This window comes from Streptomyces sp. SID14436, assembly GCF_010548465.1.
In the GTDB taxonomy this organism is placed as follows: Bacteria; Actinomycetota; Actinomycetes; order Streptomycetales; family Streptomycetaceae; genus Streptomyces.
This window is the reverse complement of sequence record NZ_JAAGMD010000791.1, coordinates 46,174-70,820: the sequence shown is the minus strand read 5'-3', so window position 1 is coordinate 70,820 and position 24,647 is coordinate 46,174. Positions and strand designations below refer to the sequence as shown.

The 24,647-nt window shown below is 69.5% G+C and carries 22 protein-coding genes and 1 pseudogene; 13 read left to right on the top strand and 10 right to left on the bottom strand.

Features of this window, described 5'->3' with window-relative positions:
- Nucleotides 1–234: 234 nt before the first annotated feature.
- A complete protein-coding gene (locus G3I53_RS28695; RefSeq protein ID WP_164333356.1) occupies nucleotides 235–1,227 on the top strand; it encodes a LysR family transcriptional regulator in 993 nt (330 codons plus the stop codon).
- 177 nt (nucleotides 1,228–1,404) lie between these two features.
- Here G3I53_RS28695 and G3I53_RS34500 read toward each other — a convergent pair whose 3' ends face one another.
- Complete coding sequence (locus tag G3I53_RS34500) at nucleotides 1,405–1,665, bottom strand: hypothetical protein (protein WP_275403980.1); 261 nt, start codon at nucleotides 1,663–1,665, stop codon at nucleotides 1,405–1,407.
- A 488-nt stretch (nucleotides 1,666–2,153) separates the two neighbouring features.
- Nucleotides 2,154–4,751, bottom strand: a complete 2,598-nt coding sequence (locus G3I53_RS28685; protein ID WP_164333355.1) for a collagenase — start codon at nucleotides 4,749–4,751, stop codon at nucleotides 2,154–2,156.
- 446 nt (nucleotides 4,752–5,197) lie between these two features.
- On the opposite strand from G3I53_RS28685, the gene G3I53_RS28680 reads away from it, so the two are divergent.
- Both G3I53_RS28680 and G3I53_RS34610 read left to right on the top strand, forming a co-directional pair.
- Nucleotides 5,198–6,763 (top strand): ABC transporter substrate-binding protein, encoded by a 1,566-nt coding sequence (locus G3I53_RS28680; protein ID WP_164333354.1) that lies wholly within the window; start codon nucleotides 5,198–5,200, stop codon nucleotides 6,761–6,763.
- Nucleotides 6,764–6,799: 36 nt separating this feature from the next.
- Complete coding sequence (locus G3I53_RS34610; RefSeq protein WP_203591638.1) at nucleotides 6,800–7,066, top strand: hypothetical protein; 267 nt, start codon at nucleotides 6,800–6,802, stop codon at nucleotides 7,064–7,066.
- A 293-nt stretch (nucleotides 7,067–7,359) separates the two neighbouring features.
- Here the strand turns inward: G3I53_RS34610 and G3I53_RS28670 are convergent, their stop codons facing one another.
- A complete protein-coding gene (locus G3I53_RS28670; protein ID WP_239064168.1) occupies nucleotides 7,360–8,838 on the bottom strand; it encodes an aldehyde dehydrogenase (NADP(+)) in 1,479 nt (492 codons plus the stop codon).
- A gap of 216 nt (nucleotides 8,839–9,054) precedes the next feature.
- On the opposite strand from G3I53_RS28670, the gene G3I53_RS28665 reads away from it, so the two are divergent.
- The 7 genes and pseudogenes from G3I53_RS28665 (at nucleotide 9,055) to G3I53_RS28635 (ending at nucleotide 14,571) form a co-directional block, all read left to right on the top strand.
- On the top strand, nucleotides 9,055–10,221 hold the full coding sequence (locus G3I53_RS28665) for an FAD-dependent oxidoreductase (protein WP_164333352.1): 1,167 nt from the start codon (nucleotides 9,055–9,057) through the stop codon (nucleotides 10,219–10,221).
- Nucleotides 10,218–10,472: a (2Fe-2S)-binding protein gene (locus G3I53_RS28660; protein WP_164333351.1), complete on the top strand. Its 255-nt coding sequence runs from the start codon at nucleotides 10,218–10,220 to the stop codon at nucleotides 10,470–10,472. The genes G3I53_RS28665 and G3I53_RS28660 overlap by 4 nt, the downstream gene beginning before the upstream one ends.
- Nucleotides 10,465–11,916: an NAD(P)/FAD-dependent oxidoreductase gene (locus tag G3I53_RS28655; protein ID WP_164333350.1), complete on the top strand. Its 1,452-nt coding sequence runs from the start codon at nucleotides 10,465–10,467 to the stop codon at nucleotides 11,914–11,916. The genes G3I53_RS28660 and G3I53_RS28655 overlap by 8 nt, the downstream gene beginning before the upstream one ends.
- Nucleotides 11,913–12,809: a dihydrodipicolinate synthase family protein gene (locus G3I53_RS28650; protein ID WP_164333349.1), complete on the top strand. Its 897-nt coding sequence runs from the start codon at nucleotides 11,913–11,915 to the stop codon at nucleotides 12,807–12,809. Before G3I53_RS28655 ends, G3I53_RS28650 begins: the two co-directional genes overlap by 4 nt.
- A 2-nt stretch (nucleotides 12,810–12,811) precedes the next feature.
- Nucleotides 12,812–13,813, top strand: a complete 1,002-nt coding sequence (locus tag G3I53_RS28645; protein WP_164333348.1) for a proline racemase family protein — start codon at nucleotides 12,812–12,814, stop codon at nucleotides 13,811–13,813.
- 10 nt (nucleotides 13,814–13,823) lie between these two features.
- Nucleotides 13,824–14,213: pseudogene (locus G3I53_RS28640) on the top strand (branched-chain amino acid ABC transporter permease); the annotation flags it as partial.
- 76 nt (nucleotides 14,214–14,289) lie between these two features.
- A complete protein-coding gene (locus G3I53_RS28635; RefSeq protein WP_343240703.1) occupies nucleotides 14,290–14,571 on the top strand; it encodes an ATP-binding cassette domain-containing protein in 282 nt (93 codons plus the stop codon).
- 60 nt (nucleotides 14,572–14,631) lie between these two features.
- Here the strand turns inward: G3I53_RS28635 and G3I53_RS28630 are convergent, their stop codons facing one another.
- A complete protein-coding gene (locus G3I53_RS28630; protein ID WP_164333347.1) occupies nucleotides 14,632–15,348 on the bottom strand; it encodes a GntR family transcriptional regulator in 717 nt (238 codons plus the stop codon).
- 106 nt (nucleotides 15,349–15,454) lie between these two features.
- Nucleotides 15,455–16,840, bottom strand: coding sequence for an aldehyde dehydrogenase family protein (locus tag G3I53_RS28625; RefSeq protein WP_343240705.1), 1,386 nt, complete (start codon nucleotides 16,838–16,840; stop codon nucleotides 15,455–15,457).
- A gap of 56 nt (nucleotides 16,841–16,896) precedes the next feature.
- On the opposite strand from G3I53_RS28625, the gene G3I53_RS34495 reads away from it, so the two are divergent.
- Nucleotides 16,897–17,313, top strand: coding sequence for a LysR substrate-binding domain-containing protein (locus tag G3I53_RS34495; protein ID WP_164333346.1), 417 nt, complete (start codon nucleotides 16,897–16,899; stop codon nucleotides 17,311–17,313).
- A gap of 226 nt (nucleotides 17,314–17,539) precedes the next feature.
- Here G3I53_RS34495 and G3I53_RS28615 read toward each other — a convergent pair whose 3' ends face one another.
- The 4 genes from G3I53_RS28615 to G3I53_RS28600 all read right to left on the bottom strand — a co-directional run bounded on the left by G3I53_RS28615 (nucleotide 17,540) and on the right by G3I53_RS28600 (nucleotide 20,621).
- Complete coding sequence (locus G3I53_RS28615) at nucleotides 17,540–17,989, bottom strand: ATP-binding protein (RefSeq protein WP_164333345.1); 450 nt, start codon at nucleotides 17,987–17,989, stop codon at nucleotides 17,540–17,542.
- 183 nt (nucleotides 17,990–18,172) lie between these two features.
- Entirely contained in the window at nucleotides 18,173–18,805 is a 633-nt protein-coding gene (locus G3I53_RS28610) for a TrkA family potassium uptake protein (protein WP_164333344.1), read from the bottom strand.
- Nucleotides 18,806–18,890: 85 nt separating this feature from the next.
- Nucleotides 18,891–20,231 (bottom strand): potassium transporter TrkG, encoded by a 1,341-nt coding sequence (locus G3I53_RS28605; RefSeq protein WP_164333368.1) that lies wholly within the window; start codon nucleotides 20,229–20,231, stop codon nucleotides 18,891–18,893.
- A 162-nt stretch (nucleotides 20,232–20,393) separates the two neighbouring features.
- Nucleotides 20,394–20,621: a hypothetical protein gene (locus tag G3I53_RS28600; RefSeq protein WP_164438926.1), complete on the bottom strand. Its 228-nt coding sequence runs from the start codon at nucleotides 20,619–20,621 to the stop codon at nucleotides 20,394–20,396.
- A gap of 119 nt (nucleotides 20,622–20,740) precedes the next feature.
- Between G3I53_RS28600 and G3I53_RS28595 the strand changes: the two genes are divergently transcribed.
- Nucleotides 20,741–21,175 (top strand): hypothetical protein, encoded by a 435-nt coding sequence (locus G3I53_RS28595; RefSeq protein ID WP_164333342.1) that lies wholly within the window; start codon nucleotides 20,741–20,743, stop codon nucleotides 21,173–21,175.
- 135 nt (nucleotides 21,176–21,310) lie between these two features.
- On the opposite strand, the gene G3I53_RS28590 is transcribed toward G3I53_RS28595, so the two are convergent.
- Nucleotides 21,311–21,907, bottom strand: a complete 597-nt coding sequence (locus tag G3I53_RS28590; RefSeq protein WP_164333341.1) for a TetR/AcrR family transcriptional regulator — start codon at nucleotides 21,905–21,907, stop codon at nucleotides 21,311–21,313.
- A 155-nt stretch (nucleotides 21,908–22,062) separates the two neighbouring features.
- On the opposite strand from G3I53_RS28590, the gene G3I53_RS28585 reads away from it, so the two are divergent.
- Nucleotides 22,063–24,606, top strand: coding sequence for an MMPL family transporter (locus G3I53_RS28585; protein WP_164333340.1), 2,544 nt, complete (start codon nucleotides 22,063–22,065; stop codon nucleotides 24,604–24,606).
- Nucleotides 24,607–24,647 lie beyond the last annotated feature (41 nt).

Below are 24,647 nucleotides of genomic sequence, written 5' to 3'. Positions count from 1 at the left end.
GGCGGTGCGCTTCAGGCTTCCGCAGTCGCCTCTGCGGAACAACACGCAGGTCCGAGACTTGCACGGCGGTCAAACGCAAACAACCGGCCAGGCCATACCAGAGACTCCGGCTCACCCATAACCCTCGGACCCTCGGCCTGCTGGTCGACCGAAGGCGTCGGACCGTCTCGGATTTCCCACCCACTTCTTCGTGGCGCATAATGGACCTCTGTTCGCCCGGAGCGAGGTGCCTGCGTGGAACTTGAGCTGCGCCACTTGCGTGTGCTGTGCGCCATAGCCGACGCGGGGGGTGTCGGCCGGGCCGCTGCGGCGCTCGGGTACACCCAGCCGGCGATGAGTACCCAACTGCGCCGCATCGAGGGGCTGCTCGGCGCGGGTGTCTTCCTGCGAAGCAGCACGGGCGTGGAACTCACCGCCTACGGCGCCCAGGTCGTCGGCCGGGCCCGGGAGATCCTGGCGCTCTCCGACGATCTCGCGCGTCTGCGGCCGCCCCGCTCGTCCGGGACGACACGTCGGCTTCGCCTCGGTGCCATCAACACACCGGTGGTGCCCACCTTGCTCGACGTCCTCCGCGACGCCTGCCCCGATCTGACCGTCTCCGTCAGCAGTGTGTACGCCACCGGAGAACTCCTCGGCCTCCTTGAGGCCGGCGAACTCGACGTCGCCCTGGGGTGCGACTACCCTGGACTCCCTCTTCGTCACTCACCGAAGCTGGATCACCGGGCGATCAGGACCGTCCCGGTGTTCGTGGCCACGCCCGCAGACCACCCACTGGCGCAACGGCTGGAGGTGTCCTTGGCCGACCTGTCGGAGGACGCGTGGTTCGTCTCCGCGGACGACGGGGTGGGCTGGCCCGGCGCCTTCTACGACGCGTGCGGGGCCGCAGGATTCAGGCCCGCCGTCACACACGAGTTCCACATGCTCGACCAACTGCAGTCGATGATAGCCAAGGGGCTGGGGGTGGCCGCCGTCCAGCCCACCATGCGCCCGGTGGGCGGAGTGCTGGTCAAACCCCTCGTGGGGGATCCATTGTGGCAGCGGCATCTGCTCGTCTGGCGGCGGGACTCGGTCGAGGCGCCGGTCGTCGAGGTGGTGCACCACCATGCCGTACGCACCCACTGGCAGCTGCTGTCGCAGGCTCCGCACTTCCAGAAGTGGGTGACACGCGCCTACGCACCCGCCCGTCCCGCGAGCGGAGCCGGAAAGGCACTCCCCGGTACGGTCTGATCAGCCGACGTGTTCCGCTGCACTGCGGCATGCACGGCGTGCCACGCCCCCGTCAACGCTCCGCTGCGTGACGGACGAGCAGAGTACGGGAAGGACGCCGACCACGGTGATCTGCCCGCAGGTGTAACCGGTCGTGGAGTCCTGCTCGCACACGTACCGGCCGCCGTCGTCGTAGTCTCAGCCGGTGATGCCGGTCGACGGGTAGACCCATCCCGCAGCCGAAGAGGGTTCGGAGGCGTGCGCGTAGGTGCTGACCTCGAGGCCCTCCCCGAGAGTCCGCCTCGCCCACTCCACCACTGTGTGCCGGGCGAGGGTGAGGGTCATGCCCCGTGGCAGGTCCGGACGAACCTTGTTGTCCTGCACCACCACAGCAGACTGCAGACCGTGGGCGGCGCCCTTGTTCCCCGGGGCCATAGGGTGGGCCAACTCTGCGGGCATGCAGTTGAGTTGCCGCAGGCTGCGGTCGACGACGACGGTGGTCGTCGTCGGGGGCCCGAGCCTGAGCGGGCCGGACCTCGACGGGGGCGGTGGCCGTCGACCGGGTGACGGCCACGGTCAGCCTGCCGCCGTGCTTCTGGTCGATCCAGGCTCCTGCGAAGCGGGAACCCAGGCACTCACGCAGCGCTGTTGCGAGGCGCCGAGCCGCGGCGTGTCCTCTCACCGCTGCCGACGGCGGGTGTGGCGAGTGCGCAGGTGAGGCCGACGGACGCGATGAGGGGCCTCATGGCTCGGCGGCGCCTGCGTGCGGGTGATGCCTTCACGCTCTGCCGCCTGGGAGGTCGGATGCCCGCGTGGGGGCGGGCGGTGTGTTCGCGGTCCGGGGCGACGGAGGTCTCCCCTTCTGCCGTCGCCCCGGACGCAGCCCGGGGCGGGGAGAGCCGCCCCGGGCCGTCGTGGGGGTCGTACCTTGGTGCGGGAAGCGTGGGTCAGTAGGCGGAACTCACGGTGACGCCGCTGAAGCTGCTCACGGCGTGCAGGCTGATGTAGTTGGCTCCGGCCGGCGGATTGTTGATGGTCAGGGTGTGGTTGTTGCCGGATCCCGTCGCACGCTGCGTGTAGCTCGTGGTGCCGGGCCAGCCGCTGGTGCTGTAGTAGAGGTCCGCGTCGCCCGTCCCGCCGGAGGTGGTGATCTTCAGCTGGGTGGTGCCGGCCGGGACGTAGAGGTACAGGTAGGCGTAGTTACCGGTGGTGGCGGACTGGTTGCCGCGTTGGCAGTTCTGGCCCAGTTCCCGGGTGTCGGTTCCGGTGCACTCGGTGCCGCCGCCTCCGCCGCTGGCTACGGTGACCGTCCTCGTTGCGGTGGCGGTGGCTCCCTTGTCGTCGGTGACGGTCAGCTTCACCGTGTAGGACCCGGCCGACCCGTACCTCTTGACGGGGTTGGTGGCCGTGGAGGTGGTGCCGTCACCGAAGCTCCAGGACCGGGAGGCGATGGTGCCGTCGGCGTCCGTGGACTGGTCGGTGAAGGTGACGTCCAGGCCCTGGACGGCGGTGGTGAACGCGGCGGTGGGCGCCTGGTTGCCGGGCGGGTTGGTGCCCCCGCCTCCGCAGTTGCCGGCCGCACAGGCCGCCAGCCAGGTGTACCAGTCGTTGTCGTAGCGGGTGCCGATGGTGCCGGTCAGGTAGGAACGTGCGGCGTTCCAGTTTCCCGCGCGGTAGTAGCCGAGGACGGTGTCCATGTCGGCGCGGTGGTTCTCGAGCATGTACCGCACGGCGAGGTAGCCCCAGCGGTAGATGCGCGTGGTGTCGTGGCTGTACGTGGTGTCGAACAAGGTGCTCAGCGCGTACGTGCGACGGCCTGCTTCGGTCGTCGCCTCCGTATAGGGGAGACCGCGGTAGGAGTAGGAGACGTACTCGGCGAAGCCTTCGATCCACCAGATGGTCGGGGTGGTGATGTTGGCGTTGAAGTCGCCGTACATGTTGAAGCGACCGTCGAGGTAGTGCGTGTACTCGTGGTTGAGGTTCCAGATCTGGAAGTCGGGCCGCAGCCACTCGGCCTCGTAGGCGATGAATCGCGGCTGGTTGCCGGCCGCCGACGGGTTCCCTTCCAGGTACATGCCGCCGTTGTTGGTGTCGATCCCGTACATGGCGCCGGCGTAGGTCTGGTAGTCGGTGCTGGAGTCGAAGACCACGACCTCGATGGTGCTGTTGTTGTCGTTCGCGACGGGGCCGTTGTCACGGGCCACGTTGTGGAAGTAGGCGTCCTGGTTGCGCAGGCTGCTGCAGCTGGAGGACAGCTCGCCCGAGGTCATCTGCTGCGCCTTGATGGTGATGCTGGAGCTGCAGGGGTAGGTCACCGTCAGGACGGAGCGGGCCAGTTGGGCCTGGAGGTCGCAGGTGCCGTAGTAGGAGCAGTTGGCCTTGTCGTAGTAGTCGGTCATCTCGGCCACACCGACCCACAGCGGGGCCGTTCGGCCCTTGATGGAGCTGGAGTTGAGCAGGCCCGCGGCCAGGGGGCGGACCTTGGAGCGCAGTGGGGAGTGCTGCAGGAACCTGCCGAGTTCGCGTCCCGCGTTCGACGTGAGGTAGGACTGGTCCGTTCCCAGCAGCGCGAGGTGGCCGCTCGCGAAGTTGTAGAGCGCGTCGATCAGACCGGGGTCCGACTGCACGGCACTCACGAACGCGGGCACCTGATGGCCGCGGAAGGTCACGGTGTACACGTTGTTGACCGCGTTGAGCATCCACCAGGAGGAGTTCCAGGTGGAGTCGTAATCCGCCAGCAGGCGCTTGACGACGTGGATGTAGCGGGCGTTCTCCTCGGCACTGTCGATGAGCGTGACCGCCTCGGCGAGCGTCTCGCCGTTGGCGTCGTTGACGTCGCGTGAGCGCGGGCTGGCGAAGAAGGCGTCGAGCCCGGCGCGTATCGCGGTTTGCAGGCTGCTGCCGTAGGAGCCCACCGTGCTCGCGTTGTAGTAGTGGACGTAGTAGCCGGCGCGCAGGTAGAGCACGAGCTGCGGCATACCGGTGGAGGCGTTACCCGGGTAGGACGTCGAGCCGTCGCGCAGGGCGTAGGCGACCGAGGCCATCTGCGACTCGCGGAAGGCGTAGTAGGCGTCCGACCCGGTCAGGTTGAACAGGGTGTTGACGCAGTCGGTTGTAGACGCCTTGATCTGCTGGACCAGCGCGCCGCCGCTTCGGCTGGTGAAGTCGGAGACGTTGCACGCGGCGGCAAGCGCACGGGACTTGCCGGTCTTGCCGGCAACCGCCTTCTCCATCGACTTCGAGGGACGGACCGGCGCCTTCGCGGTCTTGCCGTACACCTCCTTGAGCGGGTCCTTGCTCGCGGCCAGTGGCGGAAGCTCGGACACCTTCGTGCGTCCGTGCGCGACGTGCTCCGTCTCGGCGGTGGGGGACTGCGCTACGGGTGGGGGTCCTGCGTCCTCCGGGTCGTCCGCCGCGACGTGCGCGACGGAGCCGGTGTTCCCGGCTGCGCCGGCCGGCTGCGACAGCAGGCCCATGCTCATGGCGACGGTCAGGGCCAGCGGCAGCGCCGCCCCCAGACCTCGCCGTACCAGTGACTTTCTCACTGCGCCTCCCATGAGGGATCCGGCTGTGCGGAGCACGGCCGACTGAAGGGGGAGAGGGCGCGGGGAGCGGAGTGCCGCGCTGCCGCCGTGGGGGCAGACGGACGGCCTCTCGGCTTGGCATGACCACGCCCTGCACCACGGAACATGGCACAGGTGACATGCCACAGGGAATGGTGTCGAGGAGTAAGACCGTGGGCGGGACCGGTGCACGCGGGTCCGCGGCACCACCGGAGACGAGGCGGAATGGCTGCTGAAAGGGGGTGCCGAGCCCTGTCGGCCCTCTCACCGAACGGGGCATAACAGTTTCGCCGCGTCAGTCATAAGACATCGTGCCGGAAGTACCGTCGGGCCCCGAAAGACGCGATGCCTGCGCATACTTGGCCGACACTCTCTCCCCCAGGGGATCGAGATTTCCTGTTCGTCTTGAACTTGCGAGGACGAGCCTCATGAGGCCTATCCGTGCGCACATCCGCGCATCCGTCGTCACACCCACGGTGATCGCCGCGACACTGGCAGCCGGTTTTCTGCTGTACCCGCCGGGCGGCCAGGAGGGCACCACCATCAGAGTCGGGACGACGGAACCTCCGACGTCACTGGACCCGGCCGGCGGTTACGACTCCGGCTCGACGGCTCTCTACAGCAATGTCTTCCAGACGCTGCTGACCCTTGAGCCCGGAGTGACCAAGCCCGTTCCGGACGCTGCCGAAAGCTGCTCCTTCACCGACTCCGGCCTCCGCACCTACCGATGCCGGCTGCGGGATGACATCACCTTCCCCAGTGGACGCAGAATGACCGCCACGGACGTCACTTTTTCGTTCGACCGCGTCAAGAAGATAGATTCCGACGTGGGCCCGTCATCCCTTCTGGACACCATCGAGACAATGGACGCCCGCGACCGGACCGTCACTTTCCGACTGACCGCACCGGACGCCACGTTCCCCTTCAAGCTGACGACCGGGGCGGGCTCGATCGTCGACTCGACCACGTACCCGGCTGACTCCCTGCGCTCGGACGGCCGGATCGACGGGACCGGACCGTACGGTCTCGTCTCCTACACGAAGGGCGAGAAGCTCTCCCTCTCGCCCAATCCTCGGTACAAGGGTGCCGCCGAGCAGACCGGCCAGCCGATCGAACTCCGCTTCTACGACACGCCCGACTCACTCGCCCGTGCCTGGAAGTCCCACCACATCGACGTCGCCCTCAGACAGCTTCCCCCCGAAATGCTCGCCGATCTGAACCCGAGCGATCCAGGGCTACGCGTGACGGAAGCACAGAGCGCGGAGACTCGAAACCTGTATCTCAACACCCGCCGCGGCAAGCCGTTCCACGACAGACGCGCACGTCAGGCGGCGGCCTGGCTGATTGACAGGGACCGGATTTCCTACGACGTCTACGACGGAACCGTGGACCCGCTCTACTCCCTCATCCCGACGAGCATCACGGGCCACACCACCTCCTTCTTCGACAATTACCCTCACAAGGACACCGAAAGGGCGCGCCGACTACTCGTCGAGGCCGGTGTAGAAATCCCCCTGGCTTTCACCTACGGCTACGCAGCGGGACGCGGAGCAGCCCACGAAGAGGCCGCTGAGGTGAAAAGGCAGCTCGAGGCCGACGGGCTGTTCAAGGTGGCCCTCAAAGGATACGAGTGGCACGAATTCCAGAAGAGCTGGGCCGGGGGAACACTCGACGCCTATGCCGTCGGCTGGGTCGCCGACTATCCCGATCCCGACACCTTCGGCGGTCCTCTCGTCGGCACGGACGGCACCATGGCAACGGGGTACGGCAGCAAGGCCGTCGACCGGCTGATCACGCGCAGTCAGCGCTTCGCCGACCGGGGCGATGCCGAAGCCGACCTCGAAGCCCTTCAAAGGACCGTCGCCCGCGATGTGCCCGTCGTCCCGCTGTGGCAGGCCAAGGACTTCGTGGTGTCCGCGGAGGATGTGGGCGGCGGCCAGTACGCGGTGGATGGCACGGGGCTTCTGCGCCTGTGGCGACTGACCTGGGTCTGACAGCCCGGACCTGGATCGCAGGGCGCGCCGGGCGACATGTTCGGCAAGCGCCGCGTCCTGATCGTGTCGCTGCTCCCCCTCGTCGCGGGCTCCGTCGTCTGCGCGGTCTCCGACCGCCTGGTCCCGGTCGTCGTCGGCCGACGCTGCAGGGCCTGGCCACCGGTGGCATACCGGTCGGCATCAGCGTCCTATGTCGAGAACTTCTCCAACCGCAAGCGGCTACGGAAGCAACCGCATTGGGGCTACCTGACCCCGCTGGAGATCCGGCAGCGGCACGAGCAAGGACATGCCCTCGCGGCGTAGGCATCGAGTGTCCAACGTCACGGGGAAACTCCAGCCGCCACGGCACCGCGGTCCCGGTCGCCCACCTTCCTGCGGCCATGCTGGGTGCGGATCCTCGGATCAAGGACACGGAACATGACTCGCCCGCCCTCGGCTGGGCACAGTTCGGAGGCAAACGGCAGGTCGAGGCGATCCTGCGAGGCCTCACCCCGTAGGTTCGCTCAGCCGGGCCCCGCACCGGGCCCGGCTGACGGAAGCACGGGAGGGGCGGCCCGTCATCCGTTCGGCGGAGCCCTCTTGTGCGGCCGGCAGGGCTACCTCGGCCGCGGTTCGAGCGTGCCGTCGACGAGCCGGGGGATCCCCAGCGGGTTGTCGGCGCGCAGTTCCTCGGGGAGAAGGGCGTCGGGGAACGACTGGTAGCAGACGGGGCGGAGCCAGCGTTCGATCGCCAGGGTTCCGACGCTCGTCGTACCGGGCGAGCTCGTCGCGGGCCACGGTCCGCCGTGCACCATGGCGTGGCCGACCTCGACCCCTGTCGGCCAGCCGCCCCACAGGATGCGTCCGGCGAGCTCCTCCAGAATGGGCAGGAGGCGGGCAGCCGTCGTCAGGTCGGCGTCGGTGCCGTGGAGGGTTGCCGTCAACTGCCCCTCCATGTTCTCCAGCAGGCCGAGGAGTTCTTCGACACCGGACCATCGCACGATGAGTCCTGCGGCCCCGAAGACCTCACCGGAGAGGTCCTCATGGGAGGCATAGGTCGCGGCATCGCACTCGAGCACGACCGGGGCCGGTGCATACGGGCTCTCCCCGGGCTTTCCCTGTGCCAGCAACGAGACGCCGTCGACGGCCGCCCACCGTCTCGACCCCTCGATGTACGCCTCCGTGATGCCCGGAGTGAGCATGACCCGTCCTGTCGTGTCGGCCACCTCCCGGGCCACTGCCGAGCGGAAGGCGTCACCTGCCGCGCCCGTCGGCAGCAGCACCAGGCCGGGATTCGTGCAGAACTGGCCCGAGCCATTGGTCAGCGACGTCACATACGCGGCGGCGAGTGCGGCAGGGTCGGTCAGGGCTCCGTCGAGGACGATCACCGGGTTGACCGCCGACATCTCGGCATGGACGGGGATGGGCACGGGCCGGGTGTGCGCGGCCCTGACCAGGGCCAGGCCGCCTTCCCGGGACCCGGTGAATCCGACGGCCGTGATGCGTGGGTCGCGCACGAGTGTCTGACCGACTTCGGTGCCGCGGCCGACCAGCAACGAGAAGACGCCGGCAGGCATGCCGGTGCGCCGGACGGCGGAGACGACGGCGCGGGCGACGAGTTCGCAGGTGCCCGGGTGCGCCGGGTGCGCCTTGGCTATGACGGGACAGCCCGCGGCCAGTGCGGACGCGGTGTCTCCGCCGGCGACGGAGAAGGCCAGCGGGAAGTTGCCCGCGCCGAACACGGCGACAGGGCCGACGGGCATCCTGCGCAGACGCAGGTCCGCTCGGGCGAGCGGCAGACGCCCCGGCAGCGCGGGGTCCACGCGCACACCGAGCGCGTCACCGCTGCGGACCAGATCGGCGAACATGCGCAGTTGTCCGCAGGTGCGTCCGCGTTCACCGGTCAGACGGTCCCGCGGCAGTCCGGACTCACTCGCCGCGAGGTCCAGGAGCCTGTCGCCGAGTGCCTCGATCTCCTCCGCGCAGGCGTCGAGGAAGGCGGCCCGGCGGTGCCCGGGCAAGGCGCGGTATTCGCGGGCGGAAGAGGCGGCCAGACGGGCCGCCTGCGCGACCTGGTCGGGTGACGCGTCACGCAACGGTGGGCCCAAGGGCTCGGACGTCGCCGCCTGAACGGCACGCCAGGGGGCGCCGGTTCCGGGGATGCCACGGCCGGCCACGATCGAGGTTCCAGTCAGGTGCACTGCTCTCCGTCTCCTGTTGCAGAAAAGTCGTACTGCCATTGGCGTTGTCTTCACGTCGGTCGGCTGTATAGCCTAGGCAATGGAATGTGACATTGCACAGGGGGAGGGTCGATGACCCTGAAAGTCGTCGTCGTGGGTGCGGGCGTGGTCGGCGCGGCGTGCGCCTTCCACGCCACGTCGGCGGGGCTGGACGTCACGGTCGTCGACCGCGGAGCCGTCGGCTCGGGGACGACGAGTCGCGGAGAGGGCAACATCCTCCTCTCCGACAAGGAGCCCGGTCCCGAACTCGAACTCGCTCGCCTGAGCCGTGCCCTGTGGGACGAGGCCGGCGAGGAGCTCGGGCCGGACTCCTTCGAACTCGAGCACAAGGGCGGACTGGTCGTCGCGAGCACGGCCGAAGGCCTCGCGGCGCTCGGCGGGTTCGCCGCGCGACAGGAGGCGGCCGGTGTCCGCGTCGAGCCGGTCGGTGAGGTGCGGGACGTCGAACCCCACCTGGCCCCCGGACTCCCCGGCGGCATCCGCTATCCGCAGGACGCGCAGGTGCAGCCCGTGCTCGCGGCGGCCGCCCTGCTGCGTGCCGCCGTGGAACGCGGCGCGCGCTTCCACCCGGGTGAGGTCACCGGCGCGGTGACCGGCCGGGAGGGCAGGGTGACCGGTGTACGGACGGCGGCCGGTGACGTCCTGCCCGCCTATGCCGTCGTGAACGCGGCCGGGACCTGGGGCGGTGAGGTCGGCCGGCGGCTCGGCGCGCACGTCGAGGTACTTCCCCGCCGGGGTTTCGTCCTGGTGACCGAACCGCTGCCGCCGATGGTCCGGCACAAGGTCTACTCGGCCGACTACGTCGCCAACGTGGCGTCGTCCGACGCCGGACTGGAGACCTCGTGCGTCGTGGAGGGCACGCGCGGCGGCACGATCCTGATCGGCGCCAGTCGGGAGCGCGTCGGCTTCGACACCACGATGAACACCGCCGTGATCACCCGGCTCGCCTCGCAGGCCTGCCGGTTGTTCCCCTTCCTGCGCGAGACCCATCTGATCCGCAGCTACCGCGGCTTCCGCCCGTACTGCCCGGACCACCTGCCGGTCGTCGGCCCCGACCCGCGGGCCCCCGGCGTCATCCACGCATGCGGCCACGAGGGCGCGGGGATCGGTCTCGCGCCCGCCACCGGTGCTCTGGTGACGGCCCACCTGCTCGGCCGTACCTGGCGCGGCGCCGATCCGACCGCGCACACCGGACTTCTGCCGAACCGATTCCTCACCTCTGGAGGTGCACCGGAGTGAGTGAGCTCATCATCGACGGCGAGCCACTGCCGTTCGTCGAGGGACAGACCGTCGCAGCGGCGCTCGTCGCCGCGGGTCGGCTGTCCTGGCGCACCAGCCGCGTCGGGCGCCGTCCTCGCGGAGTCTTCTGCGGGATCGGCGTCTGCTTCGACTGCCTGGTGACGATCGACGGCGCCGGCGGACAGCGTGCCTGCCTGGTACCGGCGCGCCCGGGTATGACCGTCACGACCGAGGAGGATGACGATGAGTGAATCGGCCGACCTCATTGTCGTGGGCGCGGGCCCGGCCGGTATGGCCGCGACGGTCACGGCGTTGGCGGGTGGGCTGCGCGTGGTACTGGTTGACTCGGGCACCGCCGTCGGCGGTCAGTACTGGCGGCACCCGCCGGAGCATGCGCGGGCGGCGATCCCCACCGACGACCTGCACCACGGACTGCGCGACTACCGCGCCCTGAGCCAGGCGTTGTCGGCGTACTCCCAAAAAGGCCGGCTGGATCTGCGCCTGGCGCATCATGCCTGGTCCGCCGTCCGCGAGGACGACGGATTCGCCGTCCACGTGGTCGACCGCCGGGACGCGCCGCGGGAGACCGCCGGAGCCCTGCGTGCGCCGAGACTGCTCGTGGCGACCGGGGCCTACGACCGGCAACTGCCCTTCCCGGGCTGGGACCTGCCCGGTGTGCTCACCATCGGCGGCCTCCAGGCGCTGCTCAAGGGCGGCGGGGTCACGGCCGGGAGCCGGGTGGCGCTGGGCGGCACCGGCCCGTTCCTGCTGCCGGTGGCCGCCGGCCTCGCGGCGCGCGGAGTCGACGTCGTCGCGGTCTGCGAGGCCGCTCACCCGCTGGCGTGGCTGCGCCACCCCGGGCCACTGCTGCGCAACCCCGCCAAGTGGACGGAAGGGGCACGGTACGGCGCCACGCTCGCGCGCCACGGCATCCGGGTCCACCCGCGCACGGCGATCATCCGCGCCGAAGGAGGCGACCGCGTCACAGCGGTCCGGATCGCCTCGCTGAGGCCGGACGGCAGCCCCCGGCCCGGCACCCGACGACAGGTCGAGGTCGACGCCGTCGGTGTCGGCTGGGGATTCGCACCCCAGCTCGACCTGCTCGTTCCCCTCGGCTGCGCCCTCACGGACGCTCCGGACGGCAATGCGGTCGTCGCCGTCGACGGCGGACAGCGCACCACCGTCCCCGGTCTGTACGCCGCGGGGGAGACCTGCGGAGTGGGCGGGGCGGTACTCGCGGTGGGCGAGGGCCGTCTGGCCGCGGAATCGGTCCTCGCCGACTCCGGCTCCGCTTCCGTGCTGGAGCGCAGGCGGCTGTCCGCGGTGCGTTCCGCGGTGGCCCGGCAGCGCGGCTTCGCCCGGGCGATGGCCCTGGCCCATCCGCTCCCTCCGGCCTGGCCGTGGTGGCTGAGCGACGACACCGTGGTGTGCCGCTGCGAGGAGGTCACCGCGGGCGCGGTCCGCAGCGCCTGTGCCGGGGGCGGGGCCCACGACCACCGGCAGGTCAAGCAACTGACCCGCGCCGGGATGGGCTGGTGCCAGGGGCGGATGTGCGGCCCTGCCGTGCACTGCCTCACGGCCCGGGAGCGGGCCTACACGCCCGCAGAGCGGCTTGTCGCAACGCCCATCAGTCTCGGGGCGCTTGCCGACATCGATGAAGAAGAACACCGACAACTTCCGAAGGAGCACACATGACAGAGACCCGCATGCCCTGGCACGGCGTCATCGTCGCGACCAGCCTGCAGTTCCACGACGACCTCACCGTCGACTTCGACGCCTACGGTGAGAACGTCGCCTGGCTCGCCGAGCAGGGATTGCACGGTGTCGCGCCGAACGGGTCGCTGGGCGAGTACCAGACACTGACCTACGAGGAGCGCGACCGTGTCGTCGAGACGGCCGTGGCGAACGCCCCCGACGGGTTCACCGTCATGCCCGGTGTCGGGGCCTACGGCGGTGCCGAGGCCAGGCGGCACGCCCAGTTCGCCAAGGACGCCGGCTGCCAGGCCGTCATGTGCCTGCCGCCCAACGCCTACCGCGCCGACGACCGCGCGGTCCTGGAGCACTTCGAGCTGGTGGCCTCGGTGGGGCTGCCCGTCACGGCGTACAACAACCCCATCGACACCAAGGTGGACCTGCGCCCCGACCTGCTGGCCAAGCTGCACGCCGAGGGGTTCATCGTCGGTGTCAAGGAGTTCTCCGGCGATGTCCGGCGCTGTTACGAGATCGCCGAGCTGGCGCCCGGTCTCGACCTCATGATCGGTACGGACGACACCGTGCTGGAGGTCGGCATGGCCGGCGCCAAGGGCTGGGTCGCCGGTTATCCGCAGGTCTTCCCTTATGCCTGTCTTGCGCTGTACGAGGCGTCCGTCGGCGGCGATCCGGACACGGCCCTGCCGCTCTACCGTCGGCTGCACTCGGTGCTGCGCTGGGACAGCAAGACGGAGTTCGTGCAGGCCATCAAGCTCGGCCAGGACATGATCGGCCGGCGGGGCGGCGCCTGCCGCCCGCCGCGGCAGGCTCTGGCCCCGGAGACCGAAGCCGTCGTGCGCGCCGCCACCCAGGCCCTCATCGACGCCGGGGTGAACTGACGATGCGCTCGACCGTCTGCTACCACGCGGTCGACTCCCATACCGAGGGGATGCCCACCCGGGTGATCACGGGTGGTGTCGGTGTCCTCCCCGGGGGGACGATGTCCGAGAAGCGGCAGCGGTTCGTCGCGGAACGCGACGACCTGCGCACCCTGCTCATGTGTGAGCCGCGCGGGCACGCGTCGATGTCCGGCGCCATCCTCCAGCCGCCGACCCGGCCGGACGCCGACTACGGCGTGCTCTTCATCGAGGTCTCCGGCTGCCTGCCCATGTGCGGGCACGGCACGATCGGCGTCGCGACGGTCCTCGTGGAGACCGGCATGGTCGAGGTGACCGAGCCGGAGACGCTGGTCCGGCTCGACACACCGGCGGGACTGGTCACGGCCCGGGTGCGGGTGCGCGACGGCCACGCCGAATCGGTGACCCTGGAGAACGTGGCATCGTACTGCCACGCACTCGACCAGGTCGTCGACGTCCCGGGATACGGGGCGGTGCGCTACGACATCGCCTACGGCGGCAACTTCTACGCGTTCGTGCGGACCGAGGATCTCGGTATCCCCTTCGACCGGGCGGAGAAGCAGCGGCTGCTCGACGCCGGACTGGCCGTCATGGACGCGATCAACAAGCAGAACCCGGTCTCCCACCCCGAGAACCCGGAGATCGACGTGTGCCACCACGTCTATCTCGAGGCGCCCGGATCGACGGCGGAGCACTCACGGCACGCCATGGCGATCCATCCGGGCTGGTTCGACAGGTCGCCCTGCGGCACGGGCACCAGTGCCCGGATGGCACAGTTGCACGCCCGTGGCCAGTTGCCGGTCGGCCGGGACTTCGTCAACGAGTCGTTCATCGGCTCCCGGTTCACCGGCCGCATCCTCGGTGGGACGACGGTCGGGGACCGCCCGGGCGTCCTGCCGTCCGTCACCGGCCGCGCCTGGATCACCGGCACCGCGCAGTACCTGCTCGACCCGTCGGACCCCTACCCGGCGGGCTTCAGCCTCTGAGCGTTCTCGTATGCCGCCCGCACGGCATACGAGAAGGCCAGACGTCACACAGCTGCTCAACTTCGCCCACGGCGATCTGTACATGCTCGGGGCATTCGCCGGCTTCGCCATGCTCAGTGTCAGTGCCGGTGCACTCGGCGGCGGACTCGTCGCGCTCGTCGCCATCATGATCGTCGCGATGATCGCGACCGGTACCCTCGGCATGGTCATGGAACGGGTGGCCTACCGGCCGTTGCGGAGCGCGTCGAGACTGTCCGTTCTCATCACCGCCGTCGGCGCGAGTTTCGCGCTCGAGTACGGCATCGCGGTCGCGTTCGGCCCGACCCCGGAGGTGTACCAGATCGAGGTCCGGGGCGGCACGCTGAACATCGCCGGCGCGCAGATCACCCAGGCGCAGCTCGCGATGACGGCGATCGCGGTCGTACTCATGATCGCTCTTGACACTCTGGTCCGGGCGACACGACGGAGGTGCGACAGTGAACACCGTCCTCGACATCAAGGGACTGGAAGTCGCCTACGGCAAGGTGGAAGCCCTCAGGGGGCTCGACCTCACCGTCCGCGAGAACGAGATCGTCGCCCTCCTGGGCAACAACGGCGCGGGGAAGTCCACGACCGTCTCGGCGATCTCCGGCCTCGTGAGGCCCCGGGCCGGCACCGTCTCGGCGTTCGGGGAGGACATCACGAGGGCGACGCCCTGGTCGATCGTCGAGCGGGGAAAGGAGAAGGACGTGTCGTGCGTCGGGCGGTCGAGGGCCTGACGGATGCTCCGACCGATCACTCCGTCCCCCGTCAGCCGTGGCCGGCCGGTGGCGATGGGATCAGCGGGTGCCCAGCTTCCGCACCGAGGAGGTGCGCTCCCCTGCCTTCTCCTGGTTCCGCGCCGCCCACAGGGTCCGGACGTGCGCAAGGTGATGACGCATGTGTTCCTCGGCCGCCGCGGAGTCCCCGGCCAGCATGAGGTCGAGCAGTGCGGTGTGTTCCTGCGCGGAGGCCACCAGCGCCCCGGCTTCCGCGAGTTCGGTCAGGCCGTAGAGCCGGGAGCGTTTACGCAGGTCGGCCACGGTCTCGACGAGGCGGGAGTTGCCGGCGAGGCCGAGTAGGCCGAGGTGGAAGCGGCGGTCCGACTCCAGGTAGCCGATGAGGTCGCCGGCGCGTGCGGCGGCCACGATCTCTTCGGCCACGGGGCGCAGGGCCTCGAGATCTTCCCGCGAGGCCGACCGGGTGACCCTGCCGACGGTCGGGATCTCGATGAGGGAACGGATCTCGGTGTACTCGTCCAGGTCGCGCTCGGACAGTTCGGTGACGCGGAAGCCCTTGTTGCGTACGGCCTCGACCAGACCTTCGCGCGCCAGGTCCAGCATGGCCTCGCGTACGGGCGTCGCGGAGACGCCGTACTCGGCGGCGAGGGTGGGTGCCGAGTAGATGATCCCGGGCTTCAGGTCGCCCGCGATCAGTGCCGCGCGGAGGGCGTTGGCGACCTGGTCACGCAGGTGCTTGTGCACCGAGATGAGTGTGCGGGGCTTCAGCTCGCTCATGGGTTCCCTCCGTGGATTTGTTGCCCCACTATACAATGTCACGTTGCTCTCCACGCGCCCCGTCCGTGCGACCGGCGGGGCCCTGGGCTCCCTCGCTGTGACGAGCTCAGGCCGACGCGGTGGGCAGAAGGGACACCGTTCGAGTGGAGGTGTAGAAATCCATCGTGGCGCGCTCCTTCTCGCGCACTCTGCGGGCATCCTTCTCCCGCTCGAAGGGGGGCAGGAACTCGGTACCGGTGGTCGGTGCGTTCACCCGCACCATCGCCGTGTTCAGGCGGTCCGCCATCGCAAGCGCCTTTTCCAGATTGCTCGTATGCAGTGAGGACACCACGCCGCGGCGGCACCTGCCCGCGACCCGGATCGCCTCGTCGAAGTCCGACGCCCCTGACAACACCGCGACGGGGCCATGGATCTCACGGCGGTTCAGGTCATGGTGTCCGGGCACATTCTCGAGCAGCACGGGGTCGACATACCAGCCCGGCGCCTCTCTCCGGCCACCCCGGGCATCCCCCGCCAGGAGGTCCGCCCCCGAGGCGAGAGCGCTGTCCGTGACGTGGACGACACGGTCACGGGCCATCTCGGAGATGACGGGGCCGCACACCGAGTCGGTCGCGTTCGGATCACGGGCGGGCAGAGCTTGCAGAGCCTGTCTCAACGCCTCGCGCAGCTTCGGCAGGACACTGTCCACGGCGATCACCCTCTTGGTGGCCGTGCGCTTCTGGCCCGCACAGCCGGCGACCGCGACGGCTATGTCGGCGGCGGCGCGTACCACGTCGGCATCCGGGAGGACCACGGCCGTGTTGTAACCACTCATATCCGCCTGAACGGGCACGCCCCGGGACGCTGCGGCGCGCACCATCGCAGTACCGACGGCGCGGGACCCGGTGAAGGAGACCACATCGGCCAGGCGGGCCACGGTGGCCCCGACTTCGACGCCTCCGGGGGCGACCTGCAGGACGTCCGCGGGGAGAGCCCGCCCGAGGATCTCCGTCAGGCGCAGGGCGCACGCGGTGGCCTCCGGTGCGGGTTTGAGGACCACGGTGTTGCCGGCCGCGAGGGCCGGAGCCGCATTCCAGGACGGCGCGGCCAGCGGGAACTGCCAGGGGGTGATCAATCCGGCGACGCCGTGTGGACGCCGGCGAGTGAGCAGGAGCCCTGGTCCGGACGTCGGCTCGTGCACCGCTCCGGGAACGTCCTGTGGCAGCTGGGCGTAATAGCGCCAGATCGCCACGGCGCGGGTGAGTTCCTCGCGGGCCTCGGTGAGCGGCTTGCCGACTTCGCGGACCAGGAGCCCGGTCAGTTCTTCGTACGCGCTCTCCAGGGCGTCTCCGGCCCGGCGCAGGACCGCAGACCGCTCGGCCGCACCGGCGGCGAGCCATGTGGCTTGGGCGCGGGCGGCCCGCTGCACGGCTCGAGCGGCGGTGTCGGGGGTGCAGCCGTACAGCTCGACGAGCACGTCGCCGGGGTCGGCGGGGTTACGGGAGATGACCACGCTGTCGGCCGTCGGGGCGGGGTGGATGTTCACAGGGGGCCTTCCGGGATGAAGTCATGACGCAGTGGGCCTCCGGACGGTCACAGGGGCCGCCTCTTCGGGCCGACATCGGTTCCGCAGCGGGTGCAGGAGGGGCCCTACCGACACACGTCGGACCGATGACGATGCCGCCGCGAAGCGCCTCACGAACACCATGTAATATGTCACATGTCGAGGCCCGTCCGCTGCTGGAACTGGGCTCGGCGGCAGCCGTGCGGGGCTCGGTCGTCGCGGGGGCCGGCCCGGCCGTCCTCAGCGAGCTCGCGGTGCGAGGCGACCTGGCCCAGGGACGTCTGGTTCCGGTCGAGGTGGAGGGCGTCGACCTGCGCCGCTCGCTGCGCGCGGTGTGGCCTGCCGGCCGACATCTCGCCGGACCCCCCGCCGAGCTCCTCGCCGTCGCCGTTCACCGCGCCCGCCGTACCGGTCACGGGTGAACCACTACCAGCCGGTGCCCGTGGGCACCCCGGCACCGCGTCCGCGAGCTCGCCCGTCCTGGAGGGCGCCGCCCTGCGGGACGGGCGGCCGTTCGAACCCCGCGTCCGGACCGGCCCCGACCGTGCCGTCCACGAACCACAGAGCATCCCCTACCCACGCGACCGGGACTGTGGAACGTTCTCGTTCGACAGTCCAGGGGGAAGGCAAGGCGGCCTGGCGGTGTCTCTACCGTGCGTCGTCGGTGAGTACCACGGACGCGGTGATCCGTTTGCCGACCGCTTCCTGGTGAACGCAGAAGGTCCGGGACACCGCCATGACGATCTCCAGTCCGTGCTGGCCGACCCTTTCCGCGTCGGCTGCATGGACCTCCGGCAGGGTGGTGTCGCTGTCCCACACGGTGATCTGGACGGCATCCTCGATGATCTCCAGGTCCAGCAGGCACGGGCCGGGCGCGTATTTACGGGCGTTGGTGACCAGCTCGCTCACGACCAGCTCCACCATGCCGATCGCCCGCACCGACACCGGCAGTCTGTGCTGCGCCCGCACCGATATGAGGAAGTCGCGGGCCATGTCACGGGCCTCGGCGATCTCCGCGCTGCCCTGGAAGGCGGCGGACGCCGCGATCGGCCGATCGACAAGCGGCTCCCGGCCCTCATTTCGGGCAGCAGTATCCACGAACCCGCCTCACTTCCGAAGCGCCAAGCATTGCCCAGCGCAGCTACCCCGGAACCCTCCAAGCAATATCCGTCTTCGGTAACTTTCTGCATCGCGCAGACCGTGGACGATCGGGTCTTGTCACCCCGACAGCACCTGACGTCGGGCAACCGACCCCGAGGAGTCATTCCGTCATGAGCTCCACTACGTCAGTTCACTGAAGCGTTCGGTCTGGCGGGTGCGCCCGGCGACGATGATCGTGTCACCCTCCTTCACGACAGTGGCGGCGGTGGCGTAGGTGAAGCCCTCGCCCGCCCGCTTGATCGCCACCACTGTGACGCCGTGCCGGGTGCGTACGTTGCTGCTGCCCAGGGGCAGTCCCACGATGTCGGCCGGCGCGCTCGTCTTGACCATGGCGAAGTCGTCTTCGAACTCGATGTAGTCCAGCATGCGGCCGCGCACCAGATGGGCGACGCGCTGCCCCATGTCGTGCTCGGGGTAGATGACATGGTGGGCGCCGATCTGGGTGAGGATACGGCCGTGCGCCTCACTGGTGGCCTTGGCCCACACGTCGTCGACGCCGAAGGAAATGAGCAGGGAAGCCGTCAGAATGCTGGCTTCCAGATTGGTGCCGATGCCGACGACGGCACGGTCGAACTCGTGAACACCGAGCTGCCGCAGCACCTCTTCCTTGGTTGAATCGGCGCGCACCACATGAGTGAGGGAGCCGGACAGGGCCTGGACCGTGTCGGGGTCTTCGTCGATACCCAGGACTTCGGTGTCCTCGTCGATCAACTCCAGGGCGAGAGCCCGGCCGAACCGGCCCAGGCCGATCACGGCGACGGAACTCGCCCGAGTGTCTCGGCGTCGGCTCCCTGCTCTGCTTCTCCGGACCGATGGCGTCTTCCGGGAGAAGAAAAGGCTAGCCAATGACGGGTCGCTCCTCGGGCAGGTCGTACATACGGACACGTGAACGCAGGGCCAGAGCCGACGCCACCATGATCGGTCCGAGGCGGCCGATGAACATCAGCACGACCAGCAGTAGCTGATGCGCGGTCGGCAGACTGGAGGTGATGCCGGTGGTCAGCCCCACGGTGGCGAACGCGGAGATCACCTCGAACAGGACCTGGTCCAGGCTGATGACGGTGGAAACCATGACGGCGATCGTGGAGAGTACCACGGCGGCCATGGACAGCAGGACGATGGTCAGAGCCTGCCGCTGCACGTCGCCGTGCAGGCGACGGCTGAAGATATTGACCGTGCTCTCGCCGCGCACTTCGGCGTAGACGACGAAGAAGAGAACGGCAAAGGTGGTGATCTTGATGCCGCCGGCCGTGCCCGCACTGGCGCCGCCGACGAACATCAGGACGTCCACACCCAGCCAGGTCGCGGAGTTCATTCCGCTGATGTCGAGACTGTTGAATCCGGCGCTCCGGGGCATCGCGCCCCCTTGGAAGAAGCCGGCGAGTATTTTGTCACTCACGTCGAGCGGGCCGAGCGTGGCCGGATTCGACCACTCGATCGCCGTGACGAAAACGCTGCCTCCGATCAGAAAGGCGGCGCTGAAGAAGAGCACGATCTTCGTGTGCAGAGACCAGGTGCGCGGCCGGTGCAGACGGCGGCGCAGCTCCAGGAGAACCGGGAAACCCAGCCCGCCCGCGATGGCCGCGAAGGCGATGGGCAGACAGATCCAGGCATCAGTCGTGAAGAGCATCAGGCTGTTGGGATACAGCACGAACCCGGCGTTGTTGAAGGCCGACACGGAATGGAAGACCCCCAGCCACAGTGCCCGCAGCCAGGGTTCGTCGTAGCCGACCGCGAAGCGTACGGTCAGAACGAGAGCCGTGAGCGCTTCGAGCGACAGGCTGGTGGCGACCACGCCGGCGATCACTCTGCGCACGTCCCCCAGGCTGAGGGTTTTCGTCTCCGCCGCGGCCGTCATGCGCGCGCGCAGCCCGAGCCGGTGGGAGACCAGGACCATCAGCAGCGACGCGAACGTCATGATCCCGAACCCGCCCACCTGGATCAGCCCGAGGATCACGGCGTGTCCGAATCCCGTCCAGTAGGCCGGCGTGTCGACGACGGTCAGACCGGTCAGGCAGACCGCGGATGCGGCGGTGAACAGGGCGTCCGGCATGCCGGCCGCACCAGGCCCCTGACGAGCGAACGGCAGCATCAGCAGGACGGTCCCGACCGCGATCGTCGCGGCGAACCCCGCCACCACGATCTGCGCCGGGTGCCGCCGCCGTCCAAGGCGATCCATCACGCCACCTCCGGTGTGCCGCCCCGACTCACATCCGCCGATCTCCCGCCCGCCTGTCCTGGTGAGCCGGGTAGCCGCACTGCGTGAAAGACAGGGCGAAGCCCCTGGTGGGCACGCTCTCGGCCAGTAGCACCGTGCCCACCAGAGGCTTCGCGTGCCTGTCTACCCGGCCGGCCCGGAAGTGTCCAGTTCAGACCTCCGCTTCCTCCCGGCGCGTCCGAGGGGACGCTCGTCGGGTCCCTTGGCGAGGGCGTCGAATCCGCTGGAGGTGACCTTGTCCGCGGCGGCGACGGCCCGGTCGACGGGCTTCGGGTCGGCGGCCGCGGCCGTCGTGCCGCGGTCCGCGGCGGCCCGGGCGGTGGTGACGGCGGGCAGAGCCACCGTTCCCATGGCCACGGCCAGGGAGAGGCCGGCCCCGCACCGGCGCCTACCGGCTGGGCGCCACGCTCCTTACCCACCGCACCCACCCGGCGTTCGACCTGGTCAGGCTGTGCCACGAGCGCTGGGAAGTGGAACCGGCCTACCTCGAGATCAAGAAATCGATGCTCGGCCGACGCGTCCTGCGCTCGAGGACCTGGCCCGGCATCGCCCAGGAGATCTACGCGCTCCTGACCGCCTATCAGGTGATCCGGATCGCCATGGCCGACGCGGCCCAGGCGTCCGGCACCGCTCCCGACCGCTGCAGCTTCCCCATCGCCCTGAACACCGCCCGCGACCAGGTCGTCCAGGCCCAAGGCGTGATCGCCGACACCGTCATCGACCTTGTCGGCACGATCGGGCACGCGGTCCTGGGCACTCTCATGCCCGCACGGCGAACCCGCCTCGGCCCCCGCGCGGTCAAACGGCCCCTGTCCCGATACGCCTACAAGAGCCTCAGGGTCGACCGCCACACCTACAAGGCCACCATCAGCATCGGCATCTTGACGTCAGATCGCGGATCGTAAACTTCACGGCCTTGGGCTTTAGCCCGTATGTGAGCCACCAGCGGTCTGCGTCACGGTCCGGGGCGGCTCAGGATCGGGCTCGTTCTGCCGGGGCTTCGCTATCGACGGGCCTGTGAGCCGCCCGGGCGGGGTGCGTCACGGGTGATGCGGCAAGTCGTCGTCCGCGAGCAGTCGACGCGTCGCTCCCGCCGCGAAGTCGGACACGGTCGTCAGATCGTCGCCCTGGTCGACTCTGCGGATGCATGCATCGACAACTGCCTGGACCACCGCCACGGTCAGCTCGGGCTGCGGCTGCCCCAGTTCGCGCACGACCCGGGCGAGCGCCTCGTGCAGCGAGATGTGCAGGCTCCTCACCCGCTCCCGCGCCGACGGCGAGAGGGAGCCGCGCGAGAGCGCGGCCCGCCAGCCGTGGGTGCCGCGAGCGGCCTGTTCGAGATTGGCCCTGACGTAGGCGGCCATCTGCTCCTCGGGTGAGGTCTCGGCCGCGATGGCCCGCTCCACAGCGTCGATCCAGTCGGGGAACTCCCGGGTGACGACGAGTTCGAGCAGGTCGTCGATGGAGTCGAAGTAACGGTAGATGCTGTTGCGGGCGATGCCGGCCCGTGCGGCGACCGCGCCCGCGGTGAGGGCCTCCACACCGCTCTCGTTCAGGATTGCCTCGGCCGCGTCGATCAGCTGCGCGAGCCGCTGGGCCCGGTGCTCCTGGACGCTGCCGGCTTCGATCTTGGGCATTCTCTCCGCTCCGCCTCGGGTGCTGCGCCGTCCCACGCCAATCTATCCCCGCGTCCGAGGCGCCGAGGGGGCCTGTGTTAGTTTGACGCAACTTAGAGACACCCTGTCGCTAAGGCCTGTCCGTGCTTCCTGCCGAAGGCTGCCCGATGCAACCGATGAACTCCCCCGCTCTGCTCCGATGTCTCCTGGGATCGAAGAAGCGCGCCGCCGTGGTGGTGGCCTTCTGGGTCCTGATCGCGGGCCTCCTCGCCGGGGTCGCCCCGGTCCTGGAATCCGTCGAGGACAACGCGTCCGCCAACCTGCCGCCCGCCGCCTCGGACTCGATGAAGGCTCGTGATCTCGTCCGAGCCCAGCTTCCGGGCCAGGACGCGACGCCGGCGATCATCGTGGTCCGCGGCAAGGGCACCGACGCCGCGGCGAGCGCCACGCAGGCGGTCGCCGCCATCACCTCGGCCCTTTCCGGAACCAGCCGACCCGACCATGTCGTGAGCGTGGTCTCCACGGTGACCGCTCCCGACGCCGTGACCGAGTTGGTCTCGCAGGACCGCGGTGCTCAGCTGGTCATCGTGCCCATGAAGGGAAGCCCCTCGGACGAGTCCTTCCAGAACGCGGTCGACGAGGTGCGTGCCCTCGCGTCCGACCGGGCCGAGCCCGCCGACGTCGCGGTGACCGGCCCCGCCGGGATCGCCACCGACACCGTGAAGGTCTTCAGCGGCGGTGACAAAGTCCTGCTGCTGGCCACCATCGTGCTGGTCCTGATCATCCTGCTGGCGATCTACCGCTCGCCCCTGATGGCGCTCGTGCCGCTTCTTGCCGTGGGCGTGGCTATGCGCGTGGCGGAGACGCTCGGCGCGATTCTCGCGGACGCCGGAGTCATCATGGTCAGCTCCCAGACCGCCTCGATCATGACCGTGCTGGTGTTCGGGGTGGGCACGGACTACGCGCTGATCATCACCGCCCGCTACCGCGAGACCCTGCTCGACGAGCCAGACCGCGCCCGCGCGATGCAGACCGCCGTGCGCCGCACCGCCGAGTCCGTCCTCGCCAGCGCCTCAACCATCGTGCTCGCCATGTTCGCCCTGCTCGTGGCCGTCTCCCCGGCACTTCATGGCTTCGGACCGTACCTCGCCCTGGGCGTGGCCGTCATGGCGCTGGTGGCGTTCACCTTCATCCCCGCCCTGGTCCTCCTGCTGGGTAGGGGCGTCTTCTGGCCCGGAGGCGTGGACAAGGCCGCCGAACGCAGTCGCGGCGCAGGCATCTGGCACCGCATCGCCGCCCTGGTCGCCCGGGCCCCCGTCAAGGTGGCCTCGGCCGTGATCGCACTCCTCGTGGTGCTGAGCGCGGGACTGCTCGGCTACCAGGAGAGCTTCAACACCCTCAGCGGTTTCCGCGCCGCAACCGAGTCGGAGCACGGGCAGCACCTCATCCAGGAGGAATTCGGGCCCGGCGAGATCGCCCCCAGTACCGTCGTCGTCCATTCCCAGGACAACCTGCGCTCCAGCCCCGCACCCGCCGACATCGCCACCGCGCTCACCGATGCCGATCACGTCAGCCGTGTCGCAGACCCCCGCATGGGCAAGGACGGCAAGACCGTCTTCTACGAGGTCGTCCTCGACCTCGACCCCTACAGCTCCAAGGCACTCGATGCGATCGGTCCCCTCAAGCAGGCCACACAGTCCGCGGCCCAGGCCGCCGGAGTGCAGGACGCCACGGTGCTCATCGGCGGTGAGACCGCGCAGAACGCCGACATCCGCTCCGCCCTCGACCGCGACACGACCCTTATCGAGCTCCTGGTCCTGGCCCTCGTCACCGCGGTCCTCGTCCTGCTGCTCCGCTCGCTCCTTGCTCCGCTCTACCTGGTCGCGACCCTGATCCTGTCGTTCCTGGCCACCCTGGGCGCCACCACCTTCTTCACCGTGACCGTCCTCGGTGACGACGGCATCGGCAACCGCGTCACCGCGTACATCTTCGTCTTCCTCGTCGCGCTCGGCGTCGACTACAACATCTTCATCATGAGCCGGTTCAAGCAGGAACTGCGCACCCAGCCCCCAGCGAAGGCGATCACCGCCGCCCTGACACGCACCGGCGGCGTCATCTCCTCCGCGGGCCTCATCCTCGCGGCGACCTTCGCCGTCCTGATGACCCAGCCGATCCGCGAACTGTTCCAGTTCGGCTTCGCCATGGCCTTCGGCATCCTGCTGGACACCTTCCTCATCCGCCCGCTCCTGGTCCCCGCCATCGTCCGCCTGCTCGGCGACCGCGCCCTGTGGCCTGCACGCCCAGGCACCCCGCAGACGCCTTCCACGCCCACTTCCGAACCGCCTTCCGCCGACGTGCCGGCCACACGGGCTGCCGAAACCGGCTCCGGGCGTCTGCTGCGCGCGTTCACCTGGATCGCGGTCATCGAAGCGTGCACATGGGCGGGCCTGCTGGCCGGAATGTACTTCAAGTACATTCCCGAAACCACCGAACTCGGCGTACGGATCTTCGGCACCCTCCACGGTGCCGCCTTCATCGTCTACGTGTCCCTGACCATCCTGGTCGCGATCCGGCTGAAGTGGCGGCTGGGCCGGACCACGATCTTCGCCCTGCTGGCCGCCGTACCCCCGTTCATGACTGTCGCGTTCGAAATCTGGGCCCGCCGCACAGGCAAGCTCCCTCAGCCGGCCGCGACCCCGAGCCCAACTCCAGCCCGGTAACCGCACCCCGCAGAGGGACTCGATCGGACACGCGGTGCACA